The following is a 24,563-nucleotide window of genomic DNA, read 5'->3' on the forward strand; positions in this document are numbered from 1 at the left end:
GCTATAGGTCGGTCATGCGTCCGATGAGCGAGTCTTCCGGTTGGTTCCGCGGGCCCGAGCAGACGTGGGCGGTCGATCCGTGCCTCGCCGGGGAGGAGCCGCGCGAAGCGGTCGCGCACGCGTGGCGGGAGCGGGACGGGGAACGGCGGACCGCCTGCGCGGGCGGCGAGGACGTCGTCTTCACCGACAGCTCGGTCTTCGACCCCGCCGAAGCGGAGGCGTGCCCGGACTGCGTGCGGCTGGTGACGACCGGCCGCACCGGCCCCGGCCCGTCCGAGCACGGAAGGGCCGGGGCCTGACACCGCCCGGTCAGGTGGCGAGCTGGCGTTTCACCTCCGAGGCGACGCGGCCGCCCTCGGCGCGGCCCGCGACCTTCGGGGTGACGGCCTTCATGACCTGGCCCATCGCGCGGGGGCCGGACGCGCCGGTCTCGGCGATGGCGTCGGTGACGAGGGCCGTCAGCTCGACGTCGCCGAGCTGCGTCGGCAGGTACTCGTCGAGGATGACGCCCTCGGCGCGCTCGGCGTCGGCCTGCTCGGCACGGCCCGCGTCCGCGAAGGCGGTCGCCGCCTCGCGGCGCTTCTTCGCCTCGCGCGTCAGCACCGCGACGACGTCGTCGTCGGACAGTTCGCGCGCCTTCTTCCCCGCGACCTCCTCGTTCTTCACCGCGGTGAGGGCCATGCGCAGCGTGCGGGTGCGCACGTCGTCGCGGGCCTTCATCGCGACCGACAGGTCCTGCTCCAGCTTGTCCTTGAGGTCGCTCATGGTGACATTCTGCCGCGCCGCGGTCCCCAACCTCATCAGGGTTTCCCGCGCGCCGCCCGGGTCTGGAACGATGGGACTCTCAGGAAGGAGAACCGTGCGAAAGACCTACGGCCTGCCCCTCGGCCTGGCGGGCGCGGCTGCCGCGACGTTCGGGTACGCCTCGGTGATCGAGCGCAACTGGTTCCGGCTGCGCCGCGTGCGGGTGCCCGTGCTGCCCGCGGGGCGTCCTTCCGTCCGCGTCCTGCACATCTCCGACGCGCACCTCACGCCCGGCCGCACCCGGCTCATCCACTGGGTGCGCTCGCTGGACGCGCTCGAACCCGACCTCGTCGTCAACACCGGCGACTCGCTGTCCCACCGCGACGCGATCGGCCCGTTCCTCGACGCGCTCGGGCCGCTGCTCGACCGTCCGGGCGCGTTCGTGTTCGGCTCGAACGACCTGTTCTCCCCGGTGCTGAAGAACCCGCTGCGTTACGTGTGGCGCACCAGCAAGTCCGACTACGCCCGGCAGGACCGCGAACCCGACCTGCCCTACCGGGAGCTGTCGTCCGCGCTCCAGGCGGCGGGCTGGCTCGACCTCAACAACCGCATCGGCCGGCTGAAGGTCGGCTCGCTCGACGTCGAGTTCGGCGGCATCGACGACTCGCACATCGGCCGCGACCGCTACGACCGCATCGCCGGCCCCGTCGACCCGCAGGCCGACATCCACCTCGGCGTCATGCACTCCCCCGAGCCTTCCAACATGGACCGTTTCGTCGCCGACGGCTACGACCTTCTCCTCGCCGGGCACACGCACGGCGGCCAGGTCTGCGTCCCCTTCTACGGCGCCCTCGCGACGAACTGCGGCATCGACCGTCCCCGCGTCAAGGGCCTGCACAAGCACAAGGGCGCCTACCTGAACGTCTCCGCCGGCCTCGGCACCTCCCCCAAGGCCCCCTTCCGCTTCTGCTGTCCCCCCGAGGCCACCCTCCTGACCCTCGTCCCCCGCGCGACCCCACCGGACTAAACGAGGACGCACCACCCCCAAGGATCCGCTAGAGTGGGTGACGGCGCCGGGAGGAACGTACGATCTCCCGGGCAGCCACCAACCGGGGTGTAGCGCAGCTTGGCAGCGCGCTTCGTTCGGGACGAAGAGGTCGTGGGTTCAAATCCCGCCACCCCGACGCTAGAAAGAGCCCTTTCCGGGTACGGAAAGGGCTCTTTCGTTTTCGGTGCCTGTTCGAGCGACTCCAGGTCGACCGGCGTCGGCGCGGCGGCCGCGGCTCTGCTCCGAAAGAGGACAAGGGCCTTCAGTGGCCTGGCCCCATCACGCGAGCGCGGTGACCGGTTCCATGCGCGCCGCTTTGGCGGACGGGTAGATTCCGGCGACCAGGCCGACCACAAGTCCGAGCAGCGGGCCGACGCCGATGAGCCAGGGTGGAATGGCGGCCGTCCAGTCCTTGCTCAGCGCGATTCCGATGGTCAGGTCGAGTGCGGCGATGGTACCCACGACCCCGCCGAGCAATCCCAGCATGCCGCTCTCCAACAGGAACTGCACGAGGATGGAACGCCGGGAGGCCCCGATAGCGCGGCGCAACCCGATCTCCTGCCTGCGTTCCAGGACGGCGACCAGAGTGGTGTTACCGATTCCGATGGCTCCGATCAGCAAGGAAACCGCCGCCATCACCAGGAATAGCGTGCGGGTGTCGGTCTCCACCTTCGCCCGCAACTGGCGGGGGTCCGGCGGGACCTGCGCGATCAGGCGTCCCGGCCGGGCAGGATCGAGGGCGACCTTGGCTTCGACCCCGACCTGCTGGGCGGCCCCGGGGCGAGTCTTGACGATCACCCTGGGGTCCGCGAAAGTGAGCGCCGCCGCGGGATCCCGGGTCACCCACTCCGGGACGACCGCGGCCAGCGGCGCCTGTGACTCGAAGTCGGGGGTGGTCACAATGCCGAGCAGAAGGTAGGGGCGGCCGGCTATGTAGACGGTCGTCCGTCCGTCCACGCTGGAAGGGTCGGCGGGGTCGATACCGAGATTCCTGGCGGCGACGTCGCCCAGTAGCGCCACCCGATACCGCCGGTCCTGGTGCACCTGGTCGAACAGCCGGCCGGCGAGCGGCCGGAGCCTGAGCGCTGCGACGGCACCGACGTCGGCCGCCAGCACCGGAGTCTCCACCGCTGCGGAGGGGACCTGTGAGCCGACCCTGCTCACCTGCGGGAGCGTGTCCTTGGTAATCGCCATCACGCCGGCGGAGGCGACCCCGTTGAGCCGTGCGGTCCTGCGTACGCCGTCAGGGTCGATCGCGGGTCCGCGCAGCCCGGTTGCGGCGTCGATCGGCTGTTCCTCCTCCGCGGCGGCCCCGTCGATCGTCACGCTGGTCGCCTTGAGGGCGTCGAATCGCGCCGACACCTGGGCGGCCGCAGAACTGGTCAGTCCCACGGTGGCGACCAGGGCGAGGATTCCGAACGCGACGCCCAGCAGTGTGAGGGCGCTGCGGACACGACGTCCGCCGATGGCCTCCAAGGACTCGGCCACCACGTCGCGCAGCGTTCCCAACCGGTCAGTCATTCCCGGCCCTGCCCGCCCCGACCTCGGTCAGCCGGCCGTCTCTGACCCGGAGCACCCGGTCGGCGGCTTCGGCGACCGCAAGGTCGTGGGTGACCACCACCACGGCAAGGCCGCCGCGTGCGAGGTCCCCCAGCAGTTCCATCACGGTCGCTGACGTGTCGGTGTCGAGGTTGCCGGTGGGCTCGTCGCACAGGAGCAACAGCGGTTCGTGCACGGTCGCGCGGGCGATCGCCACCCGTTGCTTCTCTCCGCCGGACATGGTGTGGGGCAAGGCCCGCAACCGGTGCTCCAGTCCGACCCGGATGAGAGCCTGCTCGGCCTGCTCACGACGTTCCCGGCGGGGCCTGCGGTTGTACATCAGCGGCAGCGTCACGTTGGCGACCGCCGTCTTGTGGCCGACCAGGTGGAAAGCCTGGAACACGAAGCCGATGTGCTGGGCTCGCAGCCGGGTCCGCGCCGCTTCGGGGAGGCCAGCGGTGTCTTCGCCGTTCAGCAGGTAGCGCCCTGCGGTGGGACGGTCCAGGAGGCCGAGCGTATTGAGCAGCGTCGACTTCCCCGAACCGGACGGTCCGATGATCGCCACCAGGTCACCGGCGGCGACCTCGAAGCTCACCCCGTCGAGTGCCGTCACCGGCCCGGCCGGGGAGTCGTAGACGCGCCCGACGCCGTCCAGCGCGAGCACCGCCGTCACGGCTGTCCGCCCTGGCCCGCGTCGGCCGCGACGATGACCTCATCGCCCTGCCGCAGAGTCCCGCCCGTCGCGGTCACCGTGACCTGCCCGTCGACCTCGAACCCGGGGCGCACCGCCACCTCGACCCGGTGGCCGGCGCGCAGCACCTTGACGATCGTCCGTCCCCCGGACTGCGACCACAGGGCCGAGGACGGGACCACCGGTGCGACAAAGCCGGCCTTCTCGATCTCCACCCGGGCCTGGTAGCCCTTGCCGATCCGCAGCGTTCGCGCCGCCTCGAGCGTCACCTCGGTGCGTTCTTCCTCTCCGTCGCCGTCCTGGGAGCGGGGAGCCCCCTCCCGAGGAGACGACTCTGCCGCAGAGGTGCTGATGCGTTGCACCCGCGCCGTCAACGAGCCGCCTCCGGGGGTGCTCACCGTGGCCTTGGCACCCTTGCGAAGGCCGAACGCGGCGGACGCATCCTCGACGATGCAGCGCAACACCGGCCGACCGGAAGTGAGGACCACATCACCGGTACGGACGGAAGCGCCCACTCTCGCCTTGACGGTTCCCAGGCTCGCGGGCAGCGTCGGCACCATCAGCAGTTCCCTGCGCGGCAGGGTCACCTTGACGGCGGCGTTCTTCTCGGCCTTCTCGTCCTTGGGCTCCAACCCCGGTGGCGGATATCCCCTCTGCCGGTAGAGCCTGTACACGGCCATCCGCGTGACGGCGTCGAACCTGCCCCTGGCAGCGCCACCGCCCAGGATCCCGAGGCGTGACAGGGCGGCCTGAAGCTGTTCGACGTCCGGCCCGGAGGCATTGGGCAGGATGTCCCGATACGCCGGCAGGCGACCGACCAGCAGGATCACCGGCCGCCCCGACACCTCCATGACGACCTGGCCTTCGCCGACTCTCCGCCCCTGCTTGATGGGCAGCGCAGTGACGACGGGATCACCCTGGTCGTCACCCACCGCCACGGGAACGGGAAGCCGCGTCTTCGGCTCGGCTCGGCATTCCAGGCCCGCGGTGCGGACCAGCCGCTCGAACCGCACGGGGACCTTGATCGTGGACCTCGGTGGGGCGGCGGCGCTCGCGGCGAGTTGCCGCGGCGACCTGGACTGGCTCGCCAGTCCCCAGGTTCCCGCGGTCACGAGCAGGAGACAGGTCGCACCTGCCGTGCCCAGCGTCCAGGGCCGCCGCGAGCCGCCCCGCTTCGCCCCCGCCGGTTCGCCACGACCACCTCGGCGATGCGGGCGCTTCATTCCCCTTGGCCTGACAGAAGCCTCCGCGCCCGCGCGAGCGCCTCCCGGTTCATCTCCTGAATGGCCGCGACCTCGCCTTCGTACTTGCGAAGCCCCGCCGTGTAGTAGCGGTCTTCCAGAAGCCGGCGCTGGGGCGTGTAGCCGATCTTGGCATCGCACCGGGCCTCCGCCACGGCCAGTGGCCGGTCGACGGGCTCGGCTTGATCCGGTGAGTCCTTGACGAGTTCGTCGGCCCGCGCCCGAAGGGCTTCCGGAGAGGCGAAATCACCCTTCCCCAGCGCCTTGACGCATTCCGACCATTTTCGATTCAGGGTCTGGAACGCGGGATCCGACGTGGCCTGTTTCCTGGCCCAGATCGGCAGGTTTCCGGCGAGCTGCGTGAGCTTCAGCTCCGCTTCCAAGGAGCCGAAGACGGCCTTGCGGGCCTCGGCGATGCAACCGTTGTCCGGTGTGCCCGTCTCGGACCCGTCCGGCAGCTGGACTTTGATCGTCCTGGACCAGTCTCCCACCAGGGTCGCCTCCCAGCGCTTGCGGTCGCTCGGAGACAAGTTCTGTTGGCCCTGCCTGCCTTCACGGGACGGATCGGCGTTGCCCTCCAGGTCCTTCGCCCGGTACTTGCCGTAGCCGTACCGCTCGGCCTCGGCCAGTGAGATCCCGTAGTGGTCGTTGCCGATGGTCGGAGCAATGTCACGTGGGGCGACGGGATTCTTCACGTAGTCGAATCCCGACTTCCGCATGCAGCGCCGAATCATCTCCTGCACCGCGGCCTCACGCACGCTGTCGCCGTCGAACAGGCCGCGCAGGGTATCCCGCACCCCCGGGTCGGGGCGGTCCGGGATCGTCCATCGGCCTCCCGCCAGGGCCGGATCGGCGGCCCCCGTCTCGTCCTCGCCGAGGACCGAGTACGCGCCCGCGCCGACCGCGACGGCGAGCACCAGCCCGCCGATGAGCGCATTCCGGCGTCGATTACTGGATGGAGCCGGGGACGGCCCGGACTGCTCCGGGCCGTCCACCGGTTCATTCGCGTTGCTCATACGAGGAAAAGAGCCTCTTCTGATCTGACGGTATGGTCAGCAGCCGCCATTGCGACCGCGGTGCGAGTTACCGCGGTCCTCGCCCGGTCCCTTGGTCTGCCACTTATTGTAGGTGATCCAGACCGTGTTGACCTTGTAATCCGCCTTGTCGTAAACGCAGACCCGTTGAAGCGTGGTGAACATGCTCGCCCAGGTGGAGTCGTCGTCCTCCTGCGGGCCCCACTTGTTGCAGGGGTAGACGATCTGGTTGCCCCAGTTCGTACAGGCGATGTCCGACCGGTTGACGGTGCCGGTGAAGTTCGGCTTGGTCCAGGCACAGAACTGGCCGCTCTCGCAGCCTCCGGGACCGGCGAGGGCCGCGGGGGCCGCGAGTGTTCCGAGCGACACGCTCGCGGTGGCGGCCAGGACGGCCGCCCCCAAGACGCGCTTGACGGTGATGGACACGTAGACTCCCAGGTGCTTCGCGCTGGCCCGACCTCGTAGCTGAGCCGCCAAGCCGTTACGGGGTCGGGCTAAAGGACGCCGCGAAGTCTTACACACGAGTCAAGAAGCCGTCAATTACTCCAAATGCACATAATTTGACCGCTTCTGCCAGTTTCGGTAACGAGGATCGAACCTCCGTCAGCGACCTGCGCGAACCGCACTTCACAGCCCGCTGCCGGCACTTGCCTCGGCCCTTGACCATGCGCGTCCGCCGTGAGCTGCATCAACGACGTACCGACAGGTCAGTGCTGTGGAGGAATCGCAGCCGACGAAGCCCGGCCCGCCCGGAAAGGGCACCAGCTGCCACATGCGGCGGACTCGACGTCATTCACCGAACATGGCCCCGGACAGCCGCCATGTCACACCCGCCGTTGTCCAGGGCTGGCCACTGTGCCGTCGCGAAACATGGCGCAGAGGACGGTCTTGCCGGTACCGGCAACGGCGCCGTTGAGGCGTTCAACGCCGCCCTCGAATGAGGAGACGGGCATCGGGAGCCTGCGTACTCGCCCGGCTTCGCCGGATCCAGCCGGGCTCAGCGAACGCTGGTCAGCGACAGCAGCCGAGCATCAGGCCCGCTCCTCGTGATGAGGAGCGGGCCTGATGTCGTTGCCTCTGGAGTGGGCGCGCGTGAGTTCCTCTCGTCCCGGCGGAAGGGCGGGCGGCGTTGCCTTGGAGCGTGCCCGCCCGCTTCTTCAACGTGGACCGGCGGCCGAGAAGCGGACCACTCACCGACGTGACCGAAGCCGGGGTGCGCGAGCGTCCGTCGGCCGATCCCGAGCTTTGCGGGCTCTTGGTGCGGTGGGGATTGTGACGAGGGCGAGGTGGGGGGACGTGTCGGGGGGAAACGGTCGAGAGGGAGGGGATTCTTGTGGTTGGGGTGTTGCGGAAGGTTGGGGTCTCGTCGGGGGTTTGTTATACGGCGGGGTTCGTGTCGGTGGCGTTGGCGTTCGGGTCCTGGGTGGTTTCCAAGGGGGCCGAGGATCAGGCTCGGGCGGATCGGTGGGGGATCTTCGTCGGGGAGTGGGCGCCGACGTTCTTCGCTCTCGGGACGGCGCTGCGGCTTGAGGAGCGGTGGGACGATCGGAAGGCGGATCGGCGCGCTCAGAAGGCCAAGGAGAAGGCGCGGGAGGCCATGCCCGTGTGACCTTCGCCGGTCGGTGACGACGGCTCCGCCTCCGCAGAGGACGGAGCCGTCTCGCCGTCCGGACGGGCGGGTCAGAGGAGGTCGGCCAGGCGGGCGGGCTGGTCGGGGTCCAGGGCGTAGCAGTACAGCATGAGCTCGTCGGCGCCCAGGTCGGCGAAGGCCGAGATGGCGGCGCGGATCTGGGCGGGGGTCGTGAGGAGACCGGCGGTCATGCGGTCGGGCATGCCGGTGAAGGCGTAGTAGGCGTGCATGGCGCGGTGGGCCTCGGCGGCGACGTCGTCGGGGCCGAGGGCGACGTTCACCTGGGCGACGAGGCGCGGGGAGCCGGTGCGGCCGTGGTCCTTCCAGAAGCCGCGGACGGAGTCCAGGAGGCCGCCCGCCCACGACGGCGGGGCGGCGCAGAGGAAGCCGTCGCCCCAGCGGGCGACGCGTTCGAGGGCGGGCGGCTGGAAACCGCCGATGAGGATCTCGGGGCCGCCGCGGCGGGCCGGGGCGGGGCCGATCGGGCCGGCGTCGACGCTGAACGGCTCGCCCGCCCAGAGGCTGCGCAGCAGGGGGAGCTGCTCGTCCATGCGGCGGCCGCGGGCGCGCAGGTCGGTGCCGGTGGCGGCGTGGTCGTCGGCGCGGCCGCCGATGCCGAGGCCGAGGGTGAAGCGGCCGCCGGTCATGCGGTCGAGCGTCGCGGCCTGCTTGGCCAGCAGCGCGGTGTCGCGCAGCGGCGCGAGCAGCACCTCGGTCTGGACGCGGACGCGCTGCGTGGCGCCCGCGAGGACGGCCAGGGCGACGAGCGGTTCGGGGTTGTCGTAGACGAGCCGGTCGAGCAGGCCGAGCGTGGAGAACGGGCCGGCGTCCGCGCGGCGCGCCCAGGTGGTCAGCAGCGCGGGGTCGGCGATGGGCAGGCCGAGGCCGATGTTCATGGAGGATCTCCGGAGGAGGGGTCGACAAGGACTGTCGCCGCCCGGTCCTGCACCCTGAGCCAGGGTGGGACGTTCCCGTTCTGCGGCATACCTCTGGGGAACGTCTCGTCGGAGTACGCCCGAATGTAGCCGCGCCCGCGATCTTCGGCAACCGCGCGGCCGGATTTGTCCGCTTTGAGGCCGCCCGGGGGGAGCTGTGCGACGATGGCGGCGGCCACCGCCGGAGCGAGGGGATCTTCGTCATGCAGCCAGAGATCGACTATTCCGTTCCGCAGACGGCGCGCATCTGGAACTACTGGCTGGGCGGGAAGGACAACTCCGAGGTCGACCGGCAGGTCGGCGAGGAGATCCTGAAGGTCATCCCCGACATGGCGGTCATGGTGCGGGCCACCCGGCAGTTCCTGGTGCGGGCCGTGCGGTACCTGGCGGCCGAGCGGGGGGTGCGGCAGTTCCTCGACGTGGGGACCGGGCTGCCGACCGTCAACAACACGCACGAGGTGGCGCAGAGCGTCGCGCCCGAGTCGAAGATCGTCTACGTGGACAACGATCCGCTGGTGCTGCTGCACGCGCGGGCGCTGCTGACCAGCGCGCCGCAGGGGGCGACGGCCTACCTGCACGCCGACCTGCGCAGCCCGGCGGACGTCATCGCGGGCGCCGCCGAGACGCTCGACCTGCGGGAGCCGGTCGGGCTCATGCTGATGGGCATCTTGGGGCACATCACCGACGACGGTGAGGCGCAGGGGCTGGTCCGGGAGTTGATGGACGCGCTGCCGCCGGGCAGCTTCCTCACGCTGTACGACGCGACGAACGTCGTCATGGGGCCGCAGGCCAACGAGGCGATCAGCATCTGGAACGCGTCCGCCGAGCCGCCGTACGTGCTGCGGCACCCGGATCGGCTCGCCCGGTTCTTCGACGGGCTGGAGCTGGTCGAGCCGGGCGTCGTGTCGTGCCCGCTGTAGCGTCCGGACCGCAGCGACATCGGCGAGCCCGCCGCGATCGACGAGTTCGGCGGTGTCGGCCGCAAGCCCTAGGTCATGGGGAACGCGTGGGAGCAGTGGTTCGCGGTGGAGCGGCCGGTCGAGCCGGACTGGGGGCGGGGTGCCCGGCTGCCGGGCGCGGTGGTGCGGAGCGTGCGGAAGTTCCAGGTCGGGGAGGACGGGGACGGGCGGCACCTCATCGGCAAGGCCGACGCGGCGGGCGATGCCGGGTACGCGACGGCCGTGCGGGCGTTCGTCGCCGAGGAGCGGGAGCACGCGCGGCTGCTGGCGCGGGTGCTCGGCGCGGCCGGGGCGCCGCTGCGCGCGGGGCACTGGACGGACGCGGTGTTCGTCCGGCTGCGCCGCCTGCTCGGGCTGCGCCTGGAACTGCTGGTGCTGATGGTCGCGGAGGTCGTGGCGCTGCGCTACTACCGGGCGCTGCGGGACGGCTGCGCGGACGCGCTGACGGCGGAGGTCGCGGGCGTGATCCTGGCCGACGAGGAGCGGCACGTGCCGTTCCACTGCGCCCGGCTGCGGCCGGTCCCCGCGCCGGTGCGCGGGCTGTGGCAGGGGCTGCTGGCGGGGGCGGCGGTGGTCGTGGCGGTCGACCACGGCGGCGCGCTGCGCGCCTGCGGCGTGGGGCGGGCGGCGTTCGTCCGGGCGGTCCTGGCCGAGGGCCGCCGCGCCGCCGCGCTCATGCGGTGATCGACGGGTTGGCCTCGACGCTCTCGGTGCTGAGCAGGACGACGGTCGGGTGCGGTGCCAGCGCGGGGCGGCGCTCGTCGGTCAGCGCGGCGCGGACGCCCGCGAGCGAGGCGGCGCCGCACGGCCCGGCGGGGACGCCGAGCGCGGCGAGGTCGCGGGCGGCGCGGACGGTGGCGTCGTCGGTGACGGAGACGGCGGCGTCCAGCCCGGCGCGCAGGACGGGCCAGGCCAGCGTGGACAGCGTCGCGCAGTTGAGGCCGTGCATGATCGTGCGTCCGGGGGCCAGCGCGACGCGGCGCCCGGCGGTCAGGCTCGCGAGCGCGCACGCCGCCGACTCGGGCTCGACGGCCAGCAGTGAGGGCGCGGTCGGCCCGCTGCGGTAGTGCTCGACGGCCGCCTGCGCGAGCGACCCGACGCCGACGGGGACGGCGACGAGCCCGGCGGGTTCGGCGCCGAGGGCGGCGAGCTGGGCGTCGAGTTCGGTGAACAGGGTGCCGTAGCCCTCGACGATGCGGCGCGGGATGTCCTCGTAGCCGGGCCAGGCGGTGTCCTGGACGAGCAGCGCGCCCGGCGCGGCGGCGTCGGCGGCGGCCCGCTCGACGGCGGCGTCGTAGGTGCCGGTGACGGTGACGACGTCGGCGCCCTCGGCGCGGATCGCGGCGATCGACGCGGGGTGGACGTCGTCCGGCACGAAGATGCGGGCGTGCAGGCCGCGCAGCCGGGCCATGACGGCGACGGCGCGGCCGTGGTTGCCGTCGGTGGCGGCGACGAGGGTGGTCTCGTCGCGCAGCGCGCGGTGCACGCCCCAGGAGGCGCCGAGCATCTTGAAGGCGGGCAGGCCGAGCCGGGTGGACTCGTCCTTGACGAAGACGCGGGCGGCGCCGAGTTCGGCGGCGAGCGCGGGCAGTTCGGTGAGGGGCGTGGGCGCGTAGCCGGGCAGGCCCGCGTGGAAGGCCGACGCGTCGGCCGGCCGGGGGCAGGACCACGTCCGCGCGGACGGGTTCGCGTACCAGGTCACGGTGGTCAGCGTCGTCATGGGTTTCAGGCTGCTACAGGTGCGCATCATCGGTCCAGCGAATCTTTTCCGATGATAATCATTGATGAATTCGATGGGAGGCGGGGATGCTGGATGTGCGCAAACTGCACTTGCTGCGCGAACTGAAGCATCGCGGCACGCTCGCCGCCGTCGCCGAGGCGCTGTCCTTCAGCCCGTCCACGATCTCGCAGCAGCTCTCGGTGCTGGAGCGGGAGGCGGGGGTGCCGCTGCTGGAGCCGGTCGGGCGGCGGGTGCGGCTGACACCGCAGGCGGAGATCCTCGTCGCGCACACCGAGGCGATCCTGGCGCGGCTGGAGCGGGCCGAGGCCGACCTGGCGGCGTCGCTGGACGATCTGCGCGGCACCCTGCGCGTCGCCGCGTTCCAGACGGCGGCGCTCGCGCTCGTCCCGAACGCGCTGTCGCTGCTGCGCGCCGCGCATCCGGGGCTGCGCGTGGAGGTCGTGCAGGCCGAGCCGGAGGCGGCGCTGCCCGCGCTGCTCGCCCGGGACGTGGACGTCGCCGTCACCGAGGAGTATCCGGGGACGCCGCCGCCCCGGCCCGGCGGCGTCGAGTACGCCGAGCTGTGCCGGGACGCGATCCGCCTCGCGCACCCGCCGGGCGCCGACCCGTCCGCGACGCTGGCGGCGACGGCGGACCGCCCGTGGGTGATGGAGCCGCGCGGGTCGGCCGCCCGCGCCTGGGCGACGGCGCTGTGCCGGGAGGCCGGGTTCGAGCCGGACGTCCGTTTTGAGTCGCCGGATCTGCTGCTGCACCTGCGGCTCGTCGAGGAGGGCCACGCGACGGCGCTGCTGCCCGACCTGCTGTGGACGGGCCCGCCGCCGGTGCCGCTGACCGACGTCCGGCGCGAACGCGTCCTGTCCACGGCGCACCGGCGCGGCGGCGGCGCGCATCCCGCCGTGCGCGCCTTCCACGCCGCGGTCAGCCGCGCGGCAGGGACCGGACGGCCGCCTGGACCCGGGCCGGATCGTCCTGCTGGATGAGGCGGAGGTAGGCGCCGGTCGCGCCGTGGCCCGCGCGGACGGCACGGTCGCGGACGTGCCGGACGCCGGGCGCGGTGAGCGTCTCGGCGGTGCGGCGGTAGGCGTCCGCGAGCAGCGCGAGCCGGGTCGTCGTGGCGCGGCGGCGGCGCTCGTAGGCGGTGAGGGAGGGCGCGACGGTGAGCGCGAACGCGTCCAGGATCGCGCCGTTGGCGCCCTGGCCGAGGTGCGGCGCCATCGCGTGCGCGGCGTCACCGAGCAGGACGAGACGGCCGTCCGCCCACCGGCGGCAGCGCACCCGTTCGACGGGTGCGCGGTAGAACGCGTCGAACGACGGGATCGCCGCGAACGCCGTGTCCGCGCCGGGCAGCAGGGCGGACGCGTGCCGCCGCACCCCGTCCAGGTCGCCGTGCTCCATCGCCGCGCGCAGCGGGCCGCGCGCCGCCGACAGCGCCAGGTACGAGCGGCCGCCGCCGACGGGGACGCCGATCGCGAGCCCGGCCGCGCCCCAGTGCTCGGCGGCGTCGGCGCGGAACGGCTCGCCGGGGACGAGCGCCCGCAGCGTCAGCGTCGAGGTCGGGGTGCGGCGGACGCCGAACCGTCCGCCGCCGCGCACGACCGAGCCGACGCCGTCGGCGCCGATGACCAGGTCGGCGCGCAGGTCGACGCCGTCCACCCGGACCCGGCCGTCCGGCCACGCCCGCTCGGCGCGGGCGCCCAGCCGCAGCGTGACGCGGGGTTCGGCGCGGACGGCGGCGAGCAGAACGTCGGCCAGCCGGGCGCGGGTCAGGACGAGCGCGTGGTCGAGTCCGCCGCCGAAGTCGGGGAGGTCGGCGCGGACCACGTGCGAGCCGAGGCGGATCGCCCCGGAACGCGTCGCATACGCCTGCTCGCGCAGTGCGTCCCGCAACCCCAGGCCGTACAGCACCGAGAGCCCGTTCGGGAACAGCGCCAGCGCCGCGCCCGCGCGGCCCGGATCGGGCGCGCGCTCCAGCACCGTCACGCGCCGCCCGCAGCGGGCCAGCAGCAGCGCCGCCGTCAACCCGCCGACTCCGGCACCGACCACGATGACCGCCATACCGGCCAGTGTCGCCCATCGGAGATCAACGTCCCCCGACGCCCCCCGAACTATGCTGGCCCTCGTGAGCGACGAGTACCGGATCGGAGAGCTGGCCGAGGCCGCGGGCGTCCCCGTCCGGACCCTGCGCTACTACCAGGAGCGCAAGCTGCTCCCGCCGCCGCGCCGCGTCGGCCGCATCGGCCTCTACTCCGAGGACCACCTCGCCCGCCTGCGCATGATCGGCAGCCTGCTCGACCGCGGGCACACCCTGGAGGGCATCCGCGAACTGCTCGGCGCGTGGGAGCAGGGCCGCGACATCGGCACCGTCCTCGGCGTCGAGAAGGCCGTGACGGCGCCGTGGTCGACCGAGACGCCGGTGACGATGTCGCTGACGGAGCTGGCCGCGCTGTTCCCCGGCGAGATCCGCACCGAGACCGTCGCGGACGCCGTCGCCATGGGCCACATCGAGATCGACGGCGACCGCGTCACGCACTGGAGCCGCCGCCAGCTCGACGCCACGGTCGCGCTGGTGCGCGCCGGGGTGCCGCTGGAGGACGTCCTGGCCGTCAGCCGCGAACTCCAGCGCGGCATGGACGAGCTGGCCGCCCGGTTCGTCGGGCTGATCACCCGGCACGTCGTCGGTGAGCGCATCGACCTCGACTCCCTGGACGACACGATCTCCCGGCTGCGCCCCGGCGCGCAGGTGTCGGTCGAGGCGGGCTTCGCCCGCGCGATGGACCGCCAGGTCCGCGCGGCGATCGACGAGGTGCTGGCCCGGCTGGCCACACCGCAGGAGTAGGCGTCTAGGCGCGGGCCGACAAAACACCGGCGGACAGCTCGTCGTCGGCTTGATAGTGGTCTGCGTCACTCCGTGATGGGATGCGGCGACCCGCCCCGCCCCCCTGGGAGTCCCCGTGCGCCGAGCCGCGTTCCTCGCGCTGTCCGCCGTCGTCGCGTCCCTCGCCGTCGCCGGGCCCGCCCGCGCCGCCGAGCCGCCCGTCCACTACGTCGCGCTCGGTGACTCCTACACGGCGGCGCCGCTGACGTCCGCGCTCCAGCCGGGGTCGCCGCTCGGCTGCATCCGGGGCGACCTGAACTATCCGTCGCTGCTGGCCAAGAAGCTGAAGGCCGCGTCGTTCACCGACGTCAGTTGCAGCGGCGCCAAGTCCCGCCACATGACCGAGCCGCAGTCGTTCTCGGTCGGCGCGCCCAACGCCCCGCAGGCGGCGGCCCTCTCGGACCGGACGACGCTCGTCACGCTCACGATCGGCGGCAACGACATCGGGTTCAGCAAGGGCGTCAAGTGCTTCACGCTGAGCTACGGCGCCCCCGACGGCTCCCCCTGCAAGGACCAGCTCACCGCCGGCGGCACCGACCAGTTCCGCGCGAGCATCGACAAGGCCGCGCCCGACGTCGGCGCCGCGCTGCGCACCATCCGGGAGAAGGCCCCGAACGCGCGCGTCTACCTGCTGAACTATCCGCTGATCCTGCCCGCGACGGGCACCGGCTGCTTCCCGTGGGTGCCGATCGCCAAGGGCGACGTCCCGTACCTGCGCGACGTCCAGACGTGGCTCAACACCATGCTCGCCGAGCAGGCCGCCGCGACCGGCGTCACGCTCGTGGACACCGCCGAGCCCGGCCACGACACCTGCCAGCCCGACCCGAGGAAGCGCTGGATCGAGGGGACGCCGACGCAGTGGGCGGCCCCGGCGCACCCGAACCAGAACGGGTCGCGGGCGATGGCCGACCTGACGCTCGCCGCGCTGCGCGCCACGCCGTAGAAAACGCCCCGGGCCGGGAGGCGGCGGGCTACTGTGACGCGGATGCAGTGTCGAAGCCTCCGGGCCGTCAGCGTCGGTGCGGTCGCGGGGGCCGTGCTCGCGGGGGCCGTCGTTCCCGCCGAGGCGGCGGCCGGGCCGTGCGTCTCGGCGCAGCACCCGAAGGTCGCGGCGGCGCTGGGGAAGCGGATCACGGCGGCGCTCGCGGGCCGCGCCGGGGTCGAGTCGGTCGCCGTCTACGACCGCGAACGGGGGCTGACCTGCGCGGTGTCCGGCACCCGCCGGTACGACGCGGCCAGCGTCGTCAAGGTGACCATCCTCGGGGCGGTGCTGCGCCGCGCGCAGGACGCGGAGCGGAACGTCACCGTCAACGAGGCCAGGCTGGCCCGCGCGATGATCACCAGGTCGGACAACGACGCCGCGTCCGCGCTCTGGAGGTCGGTCGGCCGCACCCGCATGGCGAGCTTCCTCAAGCGGGCGGGCATGACGCGGACCGTCCTCGGCGAGGGCCGCTACTGGGGTCTCACCCAGATCACCGCCGCCGACCAGCTCAAACTGCTCAAGCTCCTCACGGCCGACAACGCGGTCCTTCAGCCCAAGTACCGCACGTACGCGCTGAAGCTCATGAACCAGGTCGTCCCGGAGCAGCGGTGGGGCACCCCCGCCGGGAAGCCGCCCGGCACCACCTGGCACGTCAAGGACGGCTGGCTCCCCCGGTACGGCAGGTACTGGCGCGTCCACAGCGTCGGCGCGTTCACCGGACCCCGGCAGGACTACGGCATCGTCGTCCTCACCCGCGACACGCCCACCATGGCCTACGGCGTCGCGACGATCGAACGGGTCTCCCGCGCCGTGCACCGCTCCCTCAACCCGGACGCCCGGTACGCCACGACCGAGACCGTCCCGCCGATCATCCCGTGGGAGCAGTCCGACGGGTCGGTACCGCCGCACGTGTGACGCCCGCCCCGGCCATACTGGGGGCATGGTCGACGACACGCGCTGGAAGGCCCGGTTCCGAGCCGCCCGGGTGAGCCTGCCCGGCTGGGCCGAGGACGCACCGCACCGCAGCCTGTACCGGTCCAACGTCACGGGCACCTGGGAGATCTACACCTGGGACCGGGAGACCGACGCCCGGCGCCAGGTCACCGACCGCCCCAACGGCACCTGGATGGCCACCCTCGACCCCGAGGGCGAGCACGTGTGGTGGTTCGCCGACACCGACGGCGACGAGTTCGGCGTCTGGAACCGCGAACCGTTCGCCGGGGGCGCGCCCGCCGAGCCGGGCGTGCCCGGCCTCGCGCCGTCGTACCCGTCCGGGCTGGAGCTGGGCGCGGGCGGGCTCGCCGTCGTCGGCCGCACCGGCGAGGACGGCAGCAGCGTCCACTGGTACGAGCCGGGCGCGCCGTCCCGCGTCCTGTACGCGCACGCCGAGGACGCCCACGTCGCCGGGCTCTCCCGCGACGCGGCGCTCGTCGCGCTCGGGCACAGCGAGCACGGCGACAGCCGCCACATGGCGCTGCGCGTCGTCGCGCCCGACGGCACCACCGTCGCGGACCTGTGGGACGGGCCCGGCAAGGGCGTCTACGGCGCCGGTTTCGCGCCCGTCGCTGGCGACCCGCGGCTGCTCGTCGGGCACGAACGGCGCGGGCGGGAGGAGGTCCTCATCTGGAATCCCGTCACCGGTGAGGAGGACGAGATCGTCCTCGACCTGCCCGGCGAGATCGGCGCGGGCTGGTTCGCGGACGCGTCCGCGCTGCTCGTCTCCCACTCGCACGAGGGCCGCGACGAGCTGTACCGGTACACGATCGCCGACCGGTCGCTGACCCGCATCGACACGCCGCGCGGCGTCATCGGCGGCGCCGTCGCCCGGCCGGACGGGGACGTCGAGTTCTCCTGGTCGTCGGCCGCCGAGCCGCCGGTGATCCGGTCCACGTCCGGCGCCGTCGTGCTCGTCCCGCCCGGCGAGCCCGCGCCGTCGTCGGTGCCCGTCGAGGACGTGTGGGTCGAGGGGCCCGGCGGGCGCATCCACGCGCTCGTCAGCCGTCCCGAGGGCGGCACCGCCCCCTACCCGACCGTGTTCGACGTGCACGGCGGGCCCACCGCGCAGGACGACGACTCGTTCGTCGCCGGCGTCGCCGCCTGGGTCGACCACGGGTTCGCCGTCGTCCGCGTCAACTACCGGGGGTCCACCGGGTACGGGTCGCAGTGGCGCGACGCCATCGAGGGACGGGTCGGGCTCACCGAGATCGAGGACGTCAAGGCCGTCCGCGACTGGGCCGTCGAATCCGGCCTGGCCGACCCGGCGCGGCTCGTCCTCACCGGCGGGTCCTGGGGCGGGTTCCTCACGCTGCTCGGCATCGGCGTCTACCCCGACGACTGGTCCGTCGCGGTCGCGGCCGTGCCCGTCGCGGACTACGTCGCCGCCTACGAGGACGAGATGGAGGCGTTGCAGGCGTTCGACCGGTCGCTGTTCGGCGGCTCCCCCGCCGACGTCCCCGACCGGTACCGGGAATCGTCCCCGATCACCTACGTCGAGCGGGTCGCGGCGCCCGTCCTCGTCCTCGCCGGGGAGAACGACCCGCGCTGCCCCATCCGGCAGATCGACAACTACCTCGCCCGCCTCACCGACCTCGGCCTCCCCCACGACGTCTACCGCTACGACGCCGGGCACGGCTCCCTCGTCGTGGAGGAGCGCATCAAGCAGATGGAGGCCGAGATGACGTTCGCCCGCAAACACCTCGGGCTCGCCTAGCGCGGCGGCGTCGGGGGCGGACCGTAGGCTGGACGGTGTGACCGAGTCCAGGGTGGTGAAGTCCGAGCAGACGCGCGCGCTCATCGTCCAGACGGCGCTGCGGCTGTTCCGCGAGCGCGGGTACGAGGCGACGACGATGCGGGCCATCGCCAAGGAGGCGGGGGTCTCGGTCGGGAACGCCTACTACTACTTCGCGTCCAAGGAAGAGCTGATCCAGGCGTACTACGACGAGCTCCAGGTCGAGCACGTCAAGGCGTGCCGGGCGGTGCTCGCCGCCGAACGCGACTTCGCGCCGCGGCTGCTCGGCGTCCTGAAGGCCCGGGTCGACACGATGGTCCCCTACCACGCGTTCGCCGGGAAGTTCTTCAAGTTCGCCGCCGAGCCGACCAGCCCCCTCAACCCGTTCAGCGCCGAGGCCGGGCCCGCCCGCGACGCCGCCGTCGCCATCTACCGCGACGTCGTCGACGGCTCCACCCTCAAGATCGACGCCGAGTTCCGGGCCGAACTGCCCGAGCTGCTGTGGCTGTACTCGATGGGCATCGTCCTGTACTGGGTGCACGACTCCTCACCCGGCTGCCGCAAGACGTACCTGCTCGTCGAGCGGACCGTCCCGCTCGTCACCAAGATGGTGTCGATGTCGCGCCTGCCCGGCTTCAAGTCCGTCACCCGCGAACTCGTCACCATCATCCGCGAGGTCCGCGACTGAGGCCGTCCGCGTACGCGGACGGCCTCAGTGACGGGCGTCAGCGGCCGGTGCCGCCGTAGACGACGGCCTCGACCTGGTCGGCGTCCAGGTCGAAGGCGCGGTGCGCCGCGGCGACCGCGGTGTCGACGTCGTCCTGGCCGACGACGACGGAGATGCGGATCTCCGACGTGGAGATCATCTCGATGTTGACGCCCGCGTCGGCGATGGCCGCGAAGAACGTCGCCGTGACGCCCGGGTGCGAGCGCATGCCCGCGCCGATCAGCGACACCTTGCCGACCCGGTCGTCGTAGCGCAGCGCCTCGAAGCCGATGCGCTCCTTCAGCTTGTTCAGCGCCGTCAGCGCCGCCTGGCCGTCGCTCACCGGGAGCGTGAACGAGATGTCGGTGCGTCCCGTGGACGCCGCCGACACGTTCTGCACGATCATGTCGATGTTGATCTCCGCGTCCGACAGGACGGTGAAGATCGTGGCGGCCTCGCCGACCTTGTCGGGCACCCCGACCACGGTGATCTTGGCTTCGCTCCGGTCGTGCGCGACGCCGGAGATAATCGCCTGCTCCATCTCGTGCCCTTCGATGTCACTGCTGCCGACGACCCACGTGCCCGTCTTCTGGGAGAACGACGATCGTACGTGGATCGGCATGTTGTAGCGCCGCGCGTACTCGACGCACCGCAGGTGCAGGATCTTGGCGCCGCTCGCCGCCATCTCCAGCATCTCCTCGTACGAGATGCGCGGGATGCGGCGCGCCGCCGGGACGATCCGCGGGTCGGCGGTGAACACGCCGTCGACGTCGGTGTAGATCTCGCAGCAGTCGGCGTTCAGCGCCGCCGCCAGCGCGACCGCCGTCGTGTCCGAGCCGCCGCGGCCCAGCGTCGTGATGTCCTTCGTGCCCTGCGAAACGCCCTGGAATCCCGCGACGATGCAGATCGAGCCCTCGTCGAGCGCGGTGCGGATGCGTCCCGGCGTCACATCGATGATCTTCGCTTTGCCGTGCGAGCCGTCGGTGATCACCCCGGCCTGCGAGCCGGTGAACGAACGGGCCTCGTGGCCCAGGTTGGCGATGGCCATGGCCAGCAGCGCCATCGAGATGCGCTCGCCCGCCGTGAGCAGCATGTCGAGCTCGCGCGCGGGCGGCAGCGGGCTCACCTGCTCGGCCTTGTCGATGAGGTCATCCGTCGTGTCGCCCATCGCGGACACCACGACGACGACGTCGTTGCCCGCCTTCTTCGTCGTGACGATGCGCTGGGCGACCCGCTTGACGCACTCGGCGTCGGCGACGGAGGAGCCACCGTACTTCTGCACGATTAGGGCCACGAGTGGGCGCTCCTCGGATCGGGGTCAGGCTGTACCGGCGAAGAGTCTACTCAAGGCCCCGCCCGCGGTTACGGGCAGGTAACTCCCCTGGCGGGAGCGCGCGCGTCAGCCCGTCGCGACGACCGGCTCGGTGACGACGTCCAGCCGCGACCCGGCGATCACCGAGTACAGCGCCCGCTGCGCCGCGCCCGCGTGGTTGCCCCAGTGGTTGAAGTAGGAGTACTGCCACCACCACAGCGCCTCCAGCGGACGGTCCTGCTGGTAGTGCCGCAGACCGTGCACGAGGTCGCTGGCGACGTCCACCAGGTCGTCGGACAGCCGGTACGCCGTGGGCTCGGTGTCCTTGTAGGGGTCGAAGACCTCGACGTAGTCGTCCAGCGCGACCAGCCGCTCCGACAGGCCCTGCCGGACGGCGTCCAGGTCGGGGTCGTCGCCGACCTCCGGCTCCCAGTTGTCGGGCAGGATCACGTCCGGGCTGGCGCCGAGCTGCGCGCCCGCCACGATCACCTGCGACACCTGGAGCAAGAGCAGCGGCACCGTCTGCCGGCCGCTCTCCCCCCGGGCCACGGCCTCCAGGCCGTTCAGGTAGTTCTCCACATGACGCGCGACGCGTTCCGCCAGGGCGTTCCAGTCCTGCGGGGTATTGGGGTCAGACATCGAGCAGTCTCCGTCCTTCGAAAGCGCGGCCGAGCGTCACCTCGTCGGCGTACTCCAGGTCTCCCCCGACCGGAAGGCCGCTGGCCAGGCGCGTCACGGTCAGGCCCATGGGTTTCACCAGACGGGCGAGGTAGGTCGCGGTGGCCTCGCCCTCCAGGTTGGGGTCGGTCGCGAGGATCAGCTCGGTGACCGTCCCGTCCGCGAGCCGCTGCATCAGCTCACGGATGCGCAGGTCGTCGGGGCCGACGCCCTCGATCGGGCTGATCGCGCCGCCGAGCACGTGGTAGCGGCCCCGGAACTCGCGCGTCTTCTCGATCGCGACGACGTCCTTGGACTCCTCCACGACGCAGATGACGTGCGGGTCGCGGCGCGGGTCGCGGCAGATGCGGCACTCGTCCTCCTCGGCGACGTTGCCGCACGTCCCGCAGAAGCGGACCTTGTCCTTGACCTCTTTCAGCGCCTTGCCGAGCCGTTCGACGTCGCCGGGGTCGGCCGCGAGGAGGTGGAAGGCGATCCGCTGCGCGCTCTTGGGGCCGACGCCGGGCAGCCTGCCCAGTTCGTCGATCAGGTTCTGTACGACCCCTTCGTACAACGGTGCCGTCCTTTCGTGTCGGTGATCGGGCTCAGACGCCCGGCATGCCCGGCAGTCCCGGGATGCCCGGCATTCCGCCCTCGCCGCCGAGGCCGGCCGCCAGCGGGCCCATCTTCTCCGCCGCCAGCTCCTCGGCCGCGCGCCGCGCGTCCCGGATGGCCGCCAGGACGAGATCGGCGACGGTCTCGGCCGTGTCGGCCGGGTCGTCGGCGTCGATCGCCTTCGGGTCGATGGTGAGGCCCGTCGTCTCCCCCTGGCCGTTGACCGTGGCCGTGACCAGACCGCCCCCCGCGGTGCCCGTCACCTCCGCCGCCGCCAGTTCCTGCTGCGCGACCACGAGCTGCTCCTGCATGCGCTGCGCCTGCTGGAGCAGGTCCTGCATGTTGAACTGACCACCGGGTTCCACGGTTGCACTCCGTTTCGTCACGGCCCCGCGCTCGCGGGACTTCCTCCTCGGCGACCGCCGGCCGTCGGACCGCTGCCTTCCCGAGACTACGGGTTTCCACCGCGATCCGGTACGCACGCGGCGGCGGCCCGGCGGAAGGGTCGCCGTCCCAGCCTCTCAGCCCGCGAGGGGTACTGGGGACGGGGCCGTCAGTCCAGTTCGCGGATGACCTGGCCGCCGAGTTCGCGGCGGATCAGCTCCATGCCGCCCGCCTCGTTCTCGGAGCCGTCGGCGTCGGCGTCGCCGTCGAAGTCGACCTCGTCGTCGACGGGCGGCGGCTCCGGCGGGGGCGGCGGATCGTCCGGAGGCGGAGGCGGAGGCGGCGGCGGGTCGGGCTCGCGGCGGGTCTGCGGCGGTTCCGGCTCGCGCGACGGCGGCGGAACCGGCTGGGGTTGGGGCGGCGGCGGGGCCGTCGGGCGGGGCGGGGGCGGCGGGGCCTGCTGCGGCTGCGCCGGGCGGGGCGGCGGGGCGCCGGTGCCGAGGACCGTGTCGATGCGCCAGTCGACGCCCATGTTCTCGCGCAGGACCTCGCGCAGGACGGCGTCGCGGCCGCCGTCGGTGAAGTTCGTCCGCTTGCCCTCGGCGTCGAAGGCGAGGGTGAGCAGGTTGCGGTCGAGGGAGACCGGGTGGACGCCGGACATGATCATCATCCAGGCGACGCGGCTGCGGTGCTTGACGGCCTCGACGATGTCGGGCCAGAGGCGCTGGACGGCGGTGACGTCCATGCCGCCGCCCTGCTGCGGCGCTTCCGCGGGCTGGTGCTGCGGGGCCGGTTGCTGCTGGCGGGGTGGGGTGGAGCCCGGGCGGACGGTCTCGGGCCAGGCGTCGTCGGTCGTTCCCGGGGCCGGGGTGTCGCGGGCGGGGGGCGTCGCGGAGGTGGCCGGGTTTCGCGCGGTCCCGTCGGAAGGGGGCGGGGCGGTGACCGTTCCGGGGTCCGAGCGTGGTTCGCGATGCTCGGCAGGGTGCGAGGAGGCGTTCGGTGGGGTCGCGGTCTCGCTCGAACGCGATGCCGGGTCGATGTTCGGCGTGGCCGGGGTGGCGCCGACCGGAGTGGTGCCGCCTGGGGCCGGGGTGGCACCGGCCGTGGTCGGGGCGGCGCCCGGAGCCGGAGTGGTGCCGCTTGGGGCCGGGGTGGCGCTGCCCGGAGCCGAAGTGGCACCGGCCGAGGTGGGAGTGGCACCGGCCGGGGTCGAAGTGGAGTCGACTGAGGGCGAGACGATGCCGCCCGGGGACGAGGCGGTGCCATCCGGGGACGGGGCGGTGCTGGGGTTCGTCCCCAGGGAGGAGTTCGCGGAGGCGTTCCCGGAGGGGCCTCCTGTGGACGACGCTCGCGTGGCGCCGGACGACGAGTTATCCACAGAACCGTGCTCGGTTCCCCGGGAGGCCGTCATTCGCGGGACGCTGAGATTGGGGTCGCCCCCCTGGGCGGGCGGGGGATGTCCCGCGCCGGTGAAAGCGCCGCCGAACCCACCACCGCCGAAGGGCGCGGCTCCGCCGCCGCCGAATCCGCCGCCGCCCCCCTGCGCGACCTGCCGCTCCAGCCGGTCGAGCCGGGCGTACAGCGACGCCTCGTCCTCGTACGCCGCCGGTAGCAGAATCCGCGCGCTGACCAGCTCCAGCAGCAGCCGCGGCGACGTCGCCCCCCGCATCTCGGTCAGGCCCGAGTGCAGCAGGTCGGCGGCGCGGCCGAGGTCGCCGGGGCCCATCGACGCGGCCTGCCGCCGCATCCGCTCCAGCTCGTCCGGCGGCACGTTGAGCAGCCCCGACCCGCCCGCCTCCGGAACGTTCGCCAGGATCACCAGGTCACGGAGGCGTTCCAGCAGGTCCATCGCGAAGCGGCGCGGGTCCTGGCCGCTCTCGATGACGCGGTCGATCGCGGCGAACACGGCGGCGCCGTCCCGCCGGGCGAACGCGCCCACGACCTCGTCGAGCAGCGCCGAGTCGGTGTAGCCGAGCAGCGACACGGCCCGCGCGTACGTGATGCCGTTCTCGTCGGAGCCGGCGAGGAGCTGGTCGAGGATCGACAGCGTGTCGCGCGCCGACCCCGCCCCCGCCCGGACGGCGAGCGGCAGCGCCGCGTCCTCGTAGGGGACGTCCTCCGACCCCAGGATCTCCTCGACGAGCTGCTGCAACACGCCGGGCGGGATCAGCCGGAACGGGTAGTGGTGGGTGCGCGACCGGATCGTCCCGATGACCTTTTCGGGCTCGGTCGTCGCGAAGACGAACTTCAGGTGCGGCGGCGGTTCCTCGACGAGCTTCAGCAGCGCGTTGAAGCCCTCCCGGGTCACCATGTGCGCCTCGTCGATGATGTACACCTTGAAGCGCGCCGACACCGGCGCGAAGAACGCGCGCTCGCGCAGGTCGCGGGCGTCGTCGACGCCGCCGTGCGACGCGGCGTCGATCTCGATGACGTCGATGTGGCCGCTGCCCGCCGGGCCCAGCGCGACGCAGGAGTCGCACGTGCCGCACGGGTCGGGCGTGGGGCCCTTCTCGCAGTTCAGCGACCGGGCGAGGATGCGCGCGCTGGACGTCTTACCGCAGCCGCGCGGCCCGCTGAACAGGTAGGCGTGGTTGATGCGGCCGTTGCGCAGCGCCTGTTGCAGCGGCTCGGCGACGTGTTCCTGCCCCTTGAGCTCAGCGAACGTCGCAGGCCGGTACTTGCGGTACAGGGCCAGACTCATCGGGGTGAACCGCCCTCCTCGGGAGCAGAGCGCAGCGGAGC

Annotated in this window: 25 protein-coding genes and 1 tRNA gene; 12 read left to right on the plus strand and 14 right to left on the minus strand. The window is 72.6% G+C overall.

The features are described from left to right. Positions 1 to 23: 23 nt before the first annotated feature. Complete coding sequence (locus C229_RS0105705; RefSeq protein ID WP_155884610.1) at positions 24 to 299, plus strand: hypothetical protein; 276 nt, start codon at positions 24 to 26, stop codon at positions 297 to 299. A 10-nt stretch (positions 300 to 309) separates the two neighbouring features. Here the strand turns inward: C229_RS0105705 and C229_RS0105710 are convergent, their stop codons facing one another. After that, entirely contained in the window at positions 310 to 765 is a 456-nt protein-coding gene (locus C229_RS0105710) for a GatB/YqeY domain-containing protein (protein ID WP_018654120.1), read from the minus strand. A gap of 70 nt (positions 766 to 835) precedes the next feature. On the opposite strand from C229_RS0105710, the gene C229_RS0105715 reads away from it, so the two are divergent. Both C229_RS0105715 and C229_RS0105720 read left to right on the plus strand, forming a co-directional pair. Continuing rightward, on the plus strand, positions 836 to 1,771 hold the full coding sequence (locus C229_RS0105715) for a metallophosphoesterase (RefSeq protein ID WP_026313476.1): 936 nt from the start codon (positions 836 to 838) through the stop codon (positions 1,769 to 1,771). Between the two features lie 83 nt (positions 1,772 to 1,854). After that, positions 1,855 to 1,928 (plus strand) — tRNA-Pro (locus tag C229_RS0105720). A 143-nt stretch (positions 1,929 to 2,071) separates the two neighbouring features. Here C229_RS0105720 and C229_RS0105725 read toward each other — a convergent pair. The 5 genes from C229_RS0105725 to C229_RS29560 form a co-directional block, all read right to left on the minus strand. Next, positions 2,072 to 3,313, minus strand: a complete 1,242-nt coding sequence (locus C229_RS0105725; protein WP_018654122.1) for an ABC transporter permease — start codon at positions 3,311 to 3,313, stop codon at positions 2,072 to 2,074. Then, the gene (locus C229_RS0105730) at positions 3,306 to 4,004 is read right to left on the minus strand and encodes an ABC transporter ATP-binding protein (RefSeq protein WP_018654123.1); all 699 of its coding nucleotides are present in this window, start codon (positions 4,002 to 4,004) and stop codon (positions 3,306 to 3,308) included. The genes C229_RS0105725 and C229_RS0105730 overlap by 8 nt, the downstream gene beginning before the upstream one ends. Beyond that, the gene (locus tag C229_RS0105735) at positions 4,001 to 5,035 is read right to left on the minus strand and encodes a peptidoglycan-binding domain-containing protein (protein WP_018654124.1); all 1,035 of its coding nucleotides are present in this window, start codon (positions 5,033 to 5,035) and stop codon (positions 4,001 to 4,003) included. The genes C229_RS0105730 and C229_RS0105735 overlap by 4 nt, the downstream gene beginning before the upstream one ends. A gap of 206 nt (positions 5,036 to 5,241) precedes the next feature. After that, positions 5,242 to 6,279, minus strand: a complete 1,038-nt coding sequence (locus C229_RS0105740; RefSeq protein ID WP_155884612.1) for a hypothetical protein — start codon at positions 6,277 to 6,279, stop codon at positions 5,242 to 5,244. 36 nt (positions 6,280 to 6,315) lie between these two features. Then, on the minus strand, positions 6,316 to 6,723 hold the full coding sequence (locus C229_RS29560; protein ID WP_018654126.1) for a peptidase inhibitor family I36 protein: 408 nt from the start codon (positions 6,721 to 6,723) through the stop codon (positions 6,316 to 6,318). A 967-nt stretch (positions 6,724 to 7,690) separates the two neighbouring features. Here C229_RS29560 and C229_RS0105750 point away from each other — a divergent pair. Beyond that, positions 7,691 to 7,906, plus strand: coding sequence for a hypothetical protein (locus tag C229_RS0105750; RefSeq protein ID WP_240487085.1), 216 nt, complete (start codon positions 7,691 to 7,693; stop codon positions 7,904 to 7,906). 71 nt (positions 7,907 to 7,977) lie between these two features. Here the strand turns inward: C229_RS0105750 and C229_RS0105755 are convergent, their stop codons facing one another. Next, positions 7,978 to 8,823, minus strand: coding sequence for an LLM class flavin-dependent oxidoreductase (locus tag C229_RS0105755; protein WP_018654128.1), 846 nt, complete (start codon positions 8,821 to 8,823; stop codon positions 7,978 to 7,980). 242 nt (positions 8,824 to 9,065) lie between these two features. Here C229_RS0105755 and C229_RS32270 point away from each other — a divergent pair, with 242 nt between their 5' ends. After that, on the plus strand, positions 9,066 to 9,782 hold the full coding sequence (locus C229_RS32270) for an SAM-dependent methyltransferase (RefSeq protein WP_018654129.1): 717 nt from the start codon (positions 9,066 to 9,068) through the stop codon (positions 9,780 to 9,782). 75 nt (positions 9,783 to 9,857) lie between these two features. Further along, positions 9,858 to 10,505, plus strand: a complete 648-nt coding sequence (locus C229_RS0105765) for a ferritin-like domain-containing protein (RefSeq protein ID WP_018654130.1) — start codon at positions 9,858 to 9,860, stop codon at positions 10,503 to 10,505. On the opposite strand, the gene C229_RS0105770 is transcribed toward C229_RS0105765, so the two are convergent. Beyond that, entirely contained in the window at positions 10,495 to 11,541 is a 1,047-nt protein-coding gene (locus C229_RS0105770) for a pyridoxal-phosphate dependent enzyme (protein WP_018654131.1), read from the minus strand. The two genes, C229_RS0105765 and C229_RS0105770, sit on opposite strands and share 11 nt — an antisense overlap. A gap of 86 nt (positions 11,542 to 11,627) precedes the next feature. On the opposite strand from C229_RS0105770, the gene C229_RS0105775 reads away from it, so the two are divergent. Continuing rightward, complete coding sequence (locus tag C229_RS0105775) at positions 11,628 to 12,542, plus strand: LysR substrate-binding domain-containing protein (RefSeq protein WP_018654132.1); 915 nt, start codon at positions 11,628 to 11,630, stop codon at positions 12,540 to 12,542. Here the strand turns inward: C229_RS0105775 and C229_RS29570 are convergent. Beyond that, positions 12,481 to 13,617: an FAD-dependent oxidoreductase gene (locus C229_RS29570; RefSeq protein ID WP_018654133.1), complete on the minus strand. Its 1,137-nt coding sequence runs from the start codon at positions 13,615 to 13,617 to the stop codon at positions 12,481 to 12,483. The two genes, C229_RS0105775 and C229_RS29570, sit on opposite strands and share 62 nt — an antisense overlap. Positions 13,618 to 13,681: 64 nt before the next feature. Between C229_RS29570 and C229_RS0105785 the strand changes: the two genes are divergently transcribed. The 5 genes from C229_RS0105785 to C229_RS0105805 all read left to right on the plus strand — a co-directional run bounded on the left by C229_RS0105785 (position 13,682) and on the right by C229_RS0105805 (position 18,835). Then, positions 13,682 to 14,398 carry a MerR family transcriptional regulator gene (locus C229_RS0105785; protein WP_033424112.1) on the plus strand — a complete coding sequence of 239 codons (717 nt, stop codon included), beginning with the start codon at positions 13,682 to 13,684 and terminating at the stop codon, positions 14,396 to 14,398. 115 nt (positions 14,399 to 14,513) lie between these two features. Continuing rightward, positions 14,514 to 15,380: an SGNH/GDSL hydrolase family protein gene (locus C229_RS0105790; protein ID WP_018654135.1), complete on the plus strand. Its 867-nt coding sequence runs from the start codon at positions 14,514 to 14,516 to the stop codon at positions 15,378 to 15,380. Between the two features lie 42 nt (positions 15,381 to 15,422). Next, positions 15,423 to 16,334, plus strand: a complete 912-nt coding sequence (locus C229_RS29575; protein WP_051108870.1) for a serine hydrolase — start codon at positions 15,423 to 15,425, stop codon at positions 16,332 to 16,334. 25 nt (positions 16,335 to 16,359) lie between these two features. Then, positions 16,360 to 18,129, plus strand: coding sequence for a S9 family peptidase (locus tag C229_RS0105800; RefSeq protein ID WP_018654137.1), 1,770 nt, complete (start codon positions 16,360 to 16,362; stop codon positions 18,127 to 18,129). 37 nt (positions 18,130 to 18,166) lie between these two features. Further along, positions 18,167 to 18,835: a TetR/AcrR family transcriptional regulator gene (locus tag C229_RS0105805; RefSeq protein WP_026313477.1), complete on the plus strand. Its 669-nt coding sequence runs from the start codon at positions 18,167 to 18,169 to the stop codon at positions 18,833 to 18,835. 37 nt (positions 18,836 to 18,872) lie between these two features. Here the strand turns inward: C229_RS0105805 and C229_RS0105810 are convergent, their stop codons facing one another. The 5 genes from C229_RS0105810 to C229_RS0105830 all read right to left on the minus strand — a co-directional run bounded on the left by C229_RS0105810 (position 18,873) and on the right by C229_RS0105830 (position 24,522). Then, a complete protein-coding gene (locus tag C229_RS0105810; protein WP_026313478.1) occupies positions 18,873 to 20,147 on the minus strand; it encodes an aspartate kinase in 1,275 nt (424 codons plus the stop codon). Between the two features lie 105 nt (positions 20,148 to 20,252). Then, the gene (locus tag C229_RS0105815; protein ID WP_026313479.1) at positions 20,253 to 20,804 is read right to left on the minus strand and encodes a DUF5063 domain-containing protein; all 552 of its coding nucleotides are present in this window, start codon (positions 20,802 to 20,804) and stop codon (positions 20,253 to 20,255) included. Then, positions 20,797 to 21,396 carry a recombination mediator RecR gene (gene recR / locus C229_RS0105820; RefSeq protein WP_018654141.1) on the minus strand — a complete coding sequence of 200 codons (600 nt, stop codon included), beginning with the start codon at positions 21,394 to 21,396 and terminating at the stop codon, positions 20,797 to 20,799. Before recR ends, C229_RS0105815 begins: the two co-directional genes overlap by 8 nt. Positions 21,397 to 21,427: 31 nt before the next feature. Next, on the minus strand, positions 21,428 to 21,802 hold the full coding sequence (locus C229_RS0105825) for a YbaB/EbfC family nucleoid-associated protein (protein WP_018654142.1): 375 nt from the start codon (positions 21,800 to 21,802) through the stop codon (positions 21,428 to 21,430). A 188-nt stretch (positions 21,803 to 21,990) separates the two neighbouring features. Continuing rightward, positions 21,991 to 24,522, minus strand: a complete 2,532-nt coding sequence (locus C229_RS0105830) for a DNA polymerase III subunit gamma and tau (protein ID WP_018654143.1) — start codon at positions 24,520 to 24,522, stop codon at positions 21,991 to 21,993. Positions 24,523 to 24,563: the final 41 nt, after the last annotated feature.

The organism is Actinomadura flavalba DSM 45200 (assembly GCF_000374305.1).
Classification (GTDB): Bacteria; Actinomycetota; Actinomycetes; order Streptosporangiales; family Streptosporangiaceae; genus Spirillospora; species Spirillospora flavalba.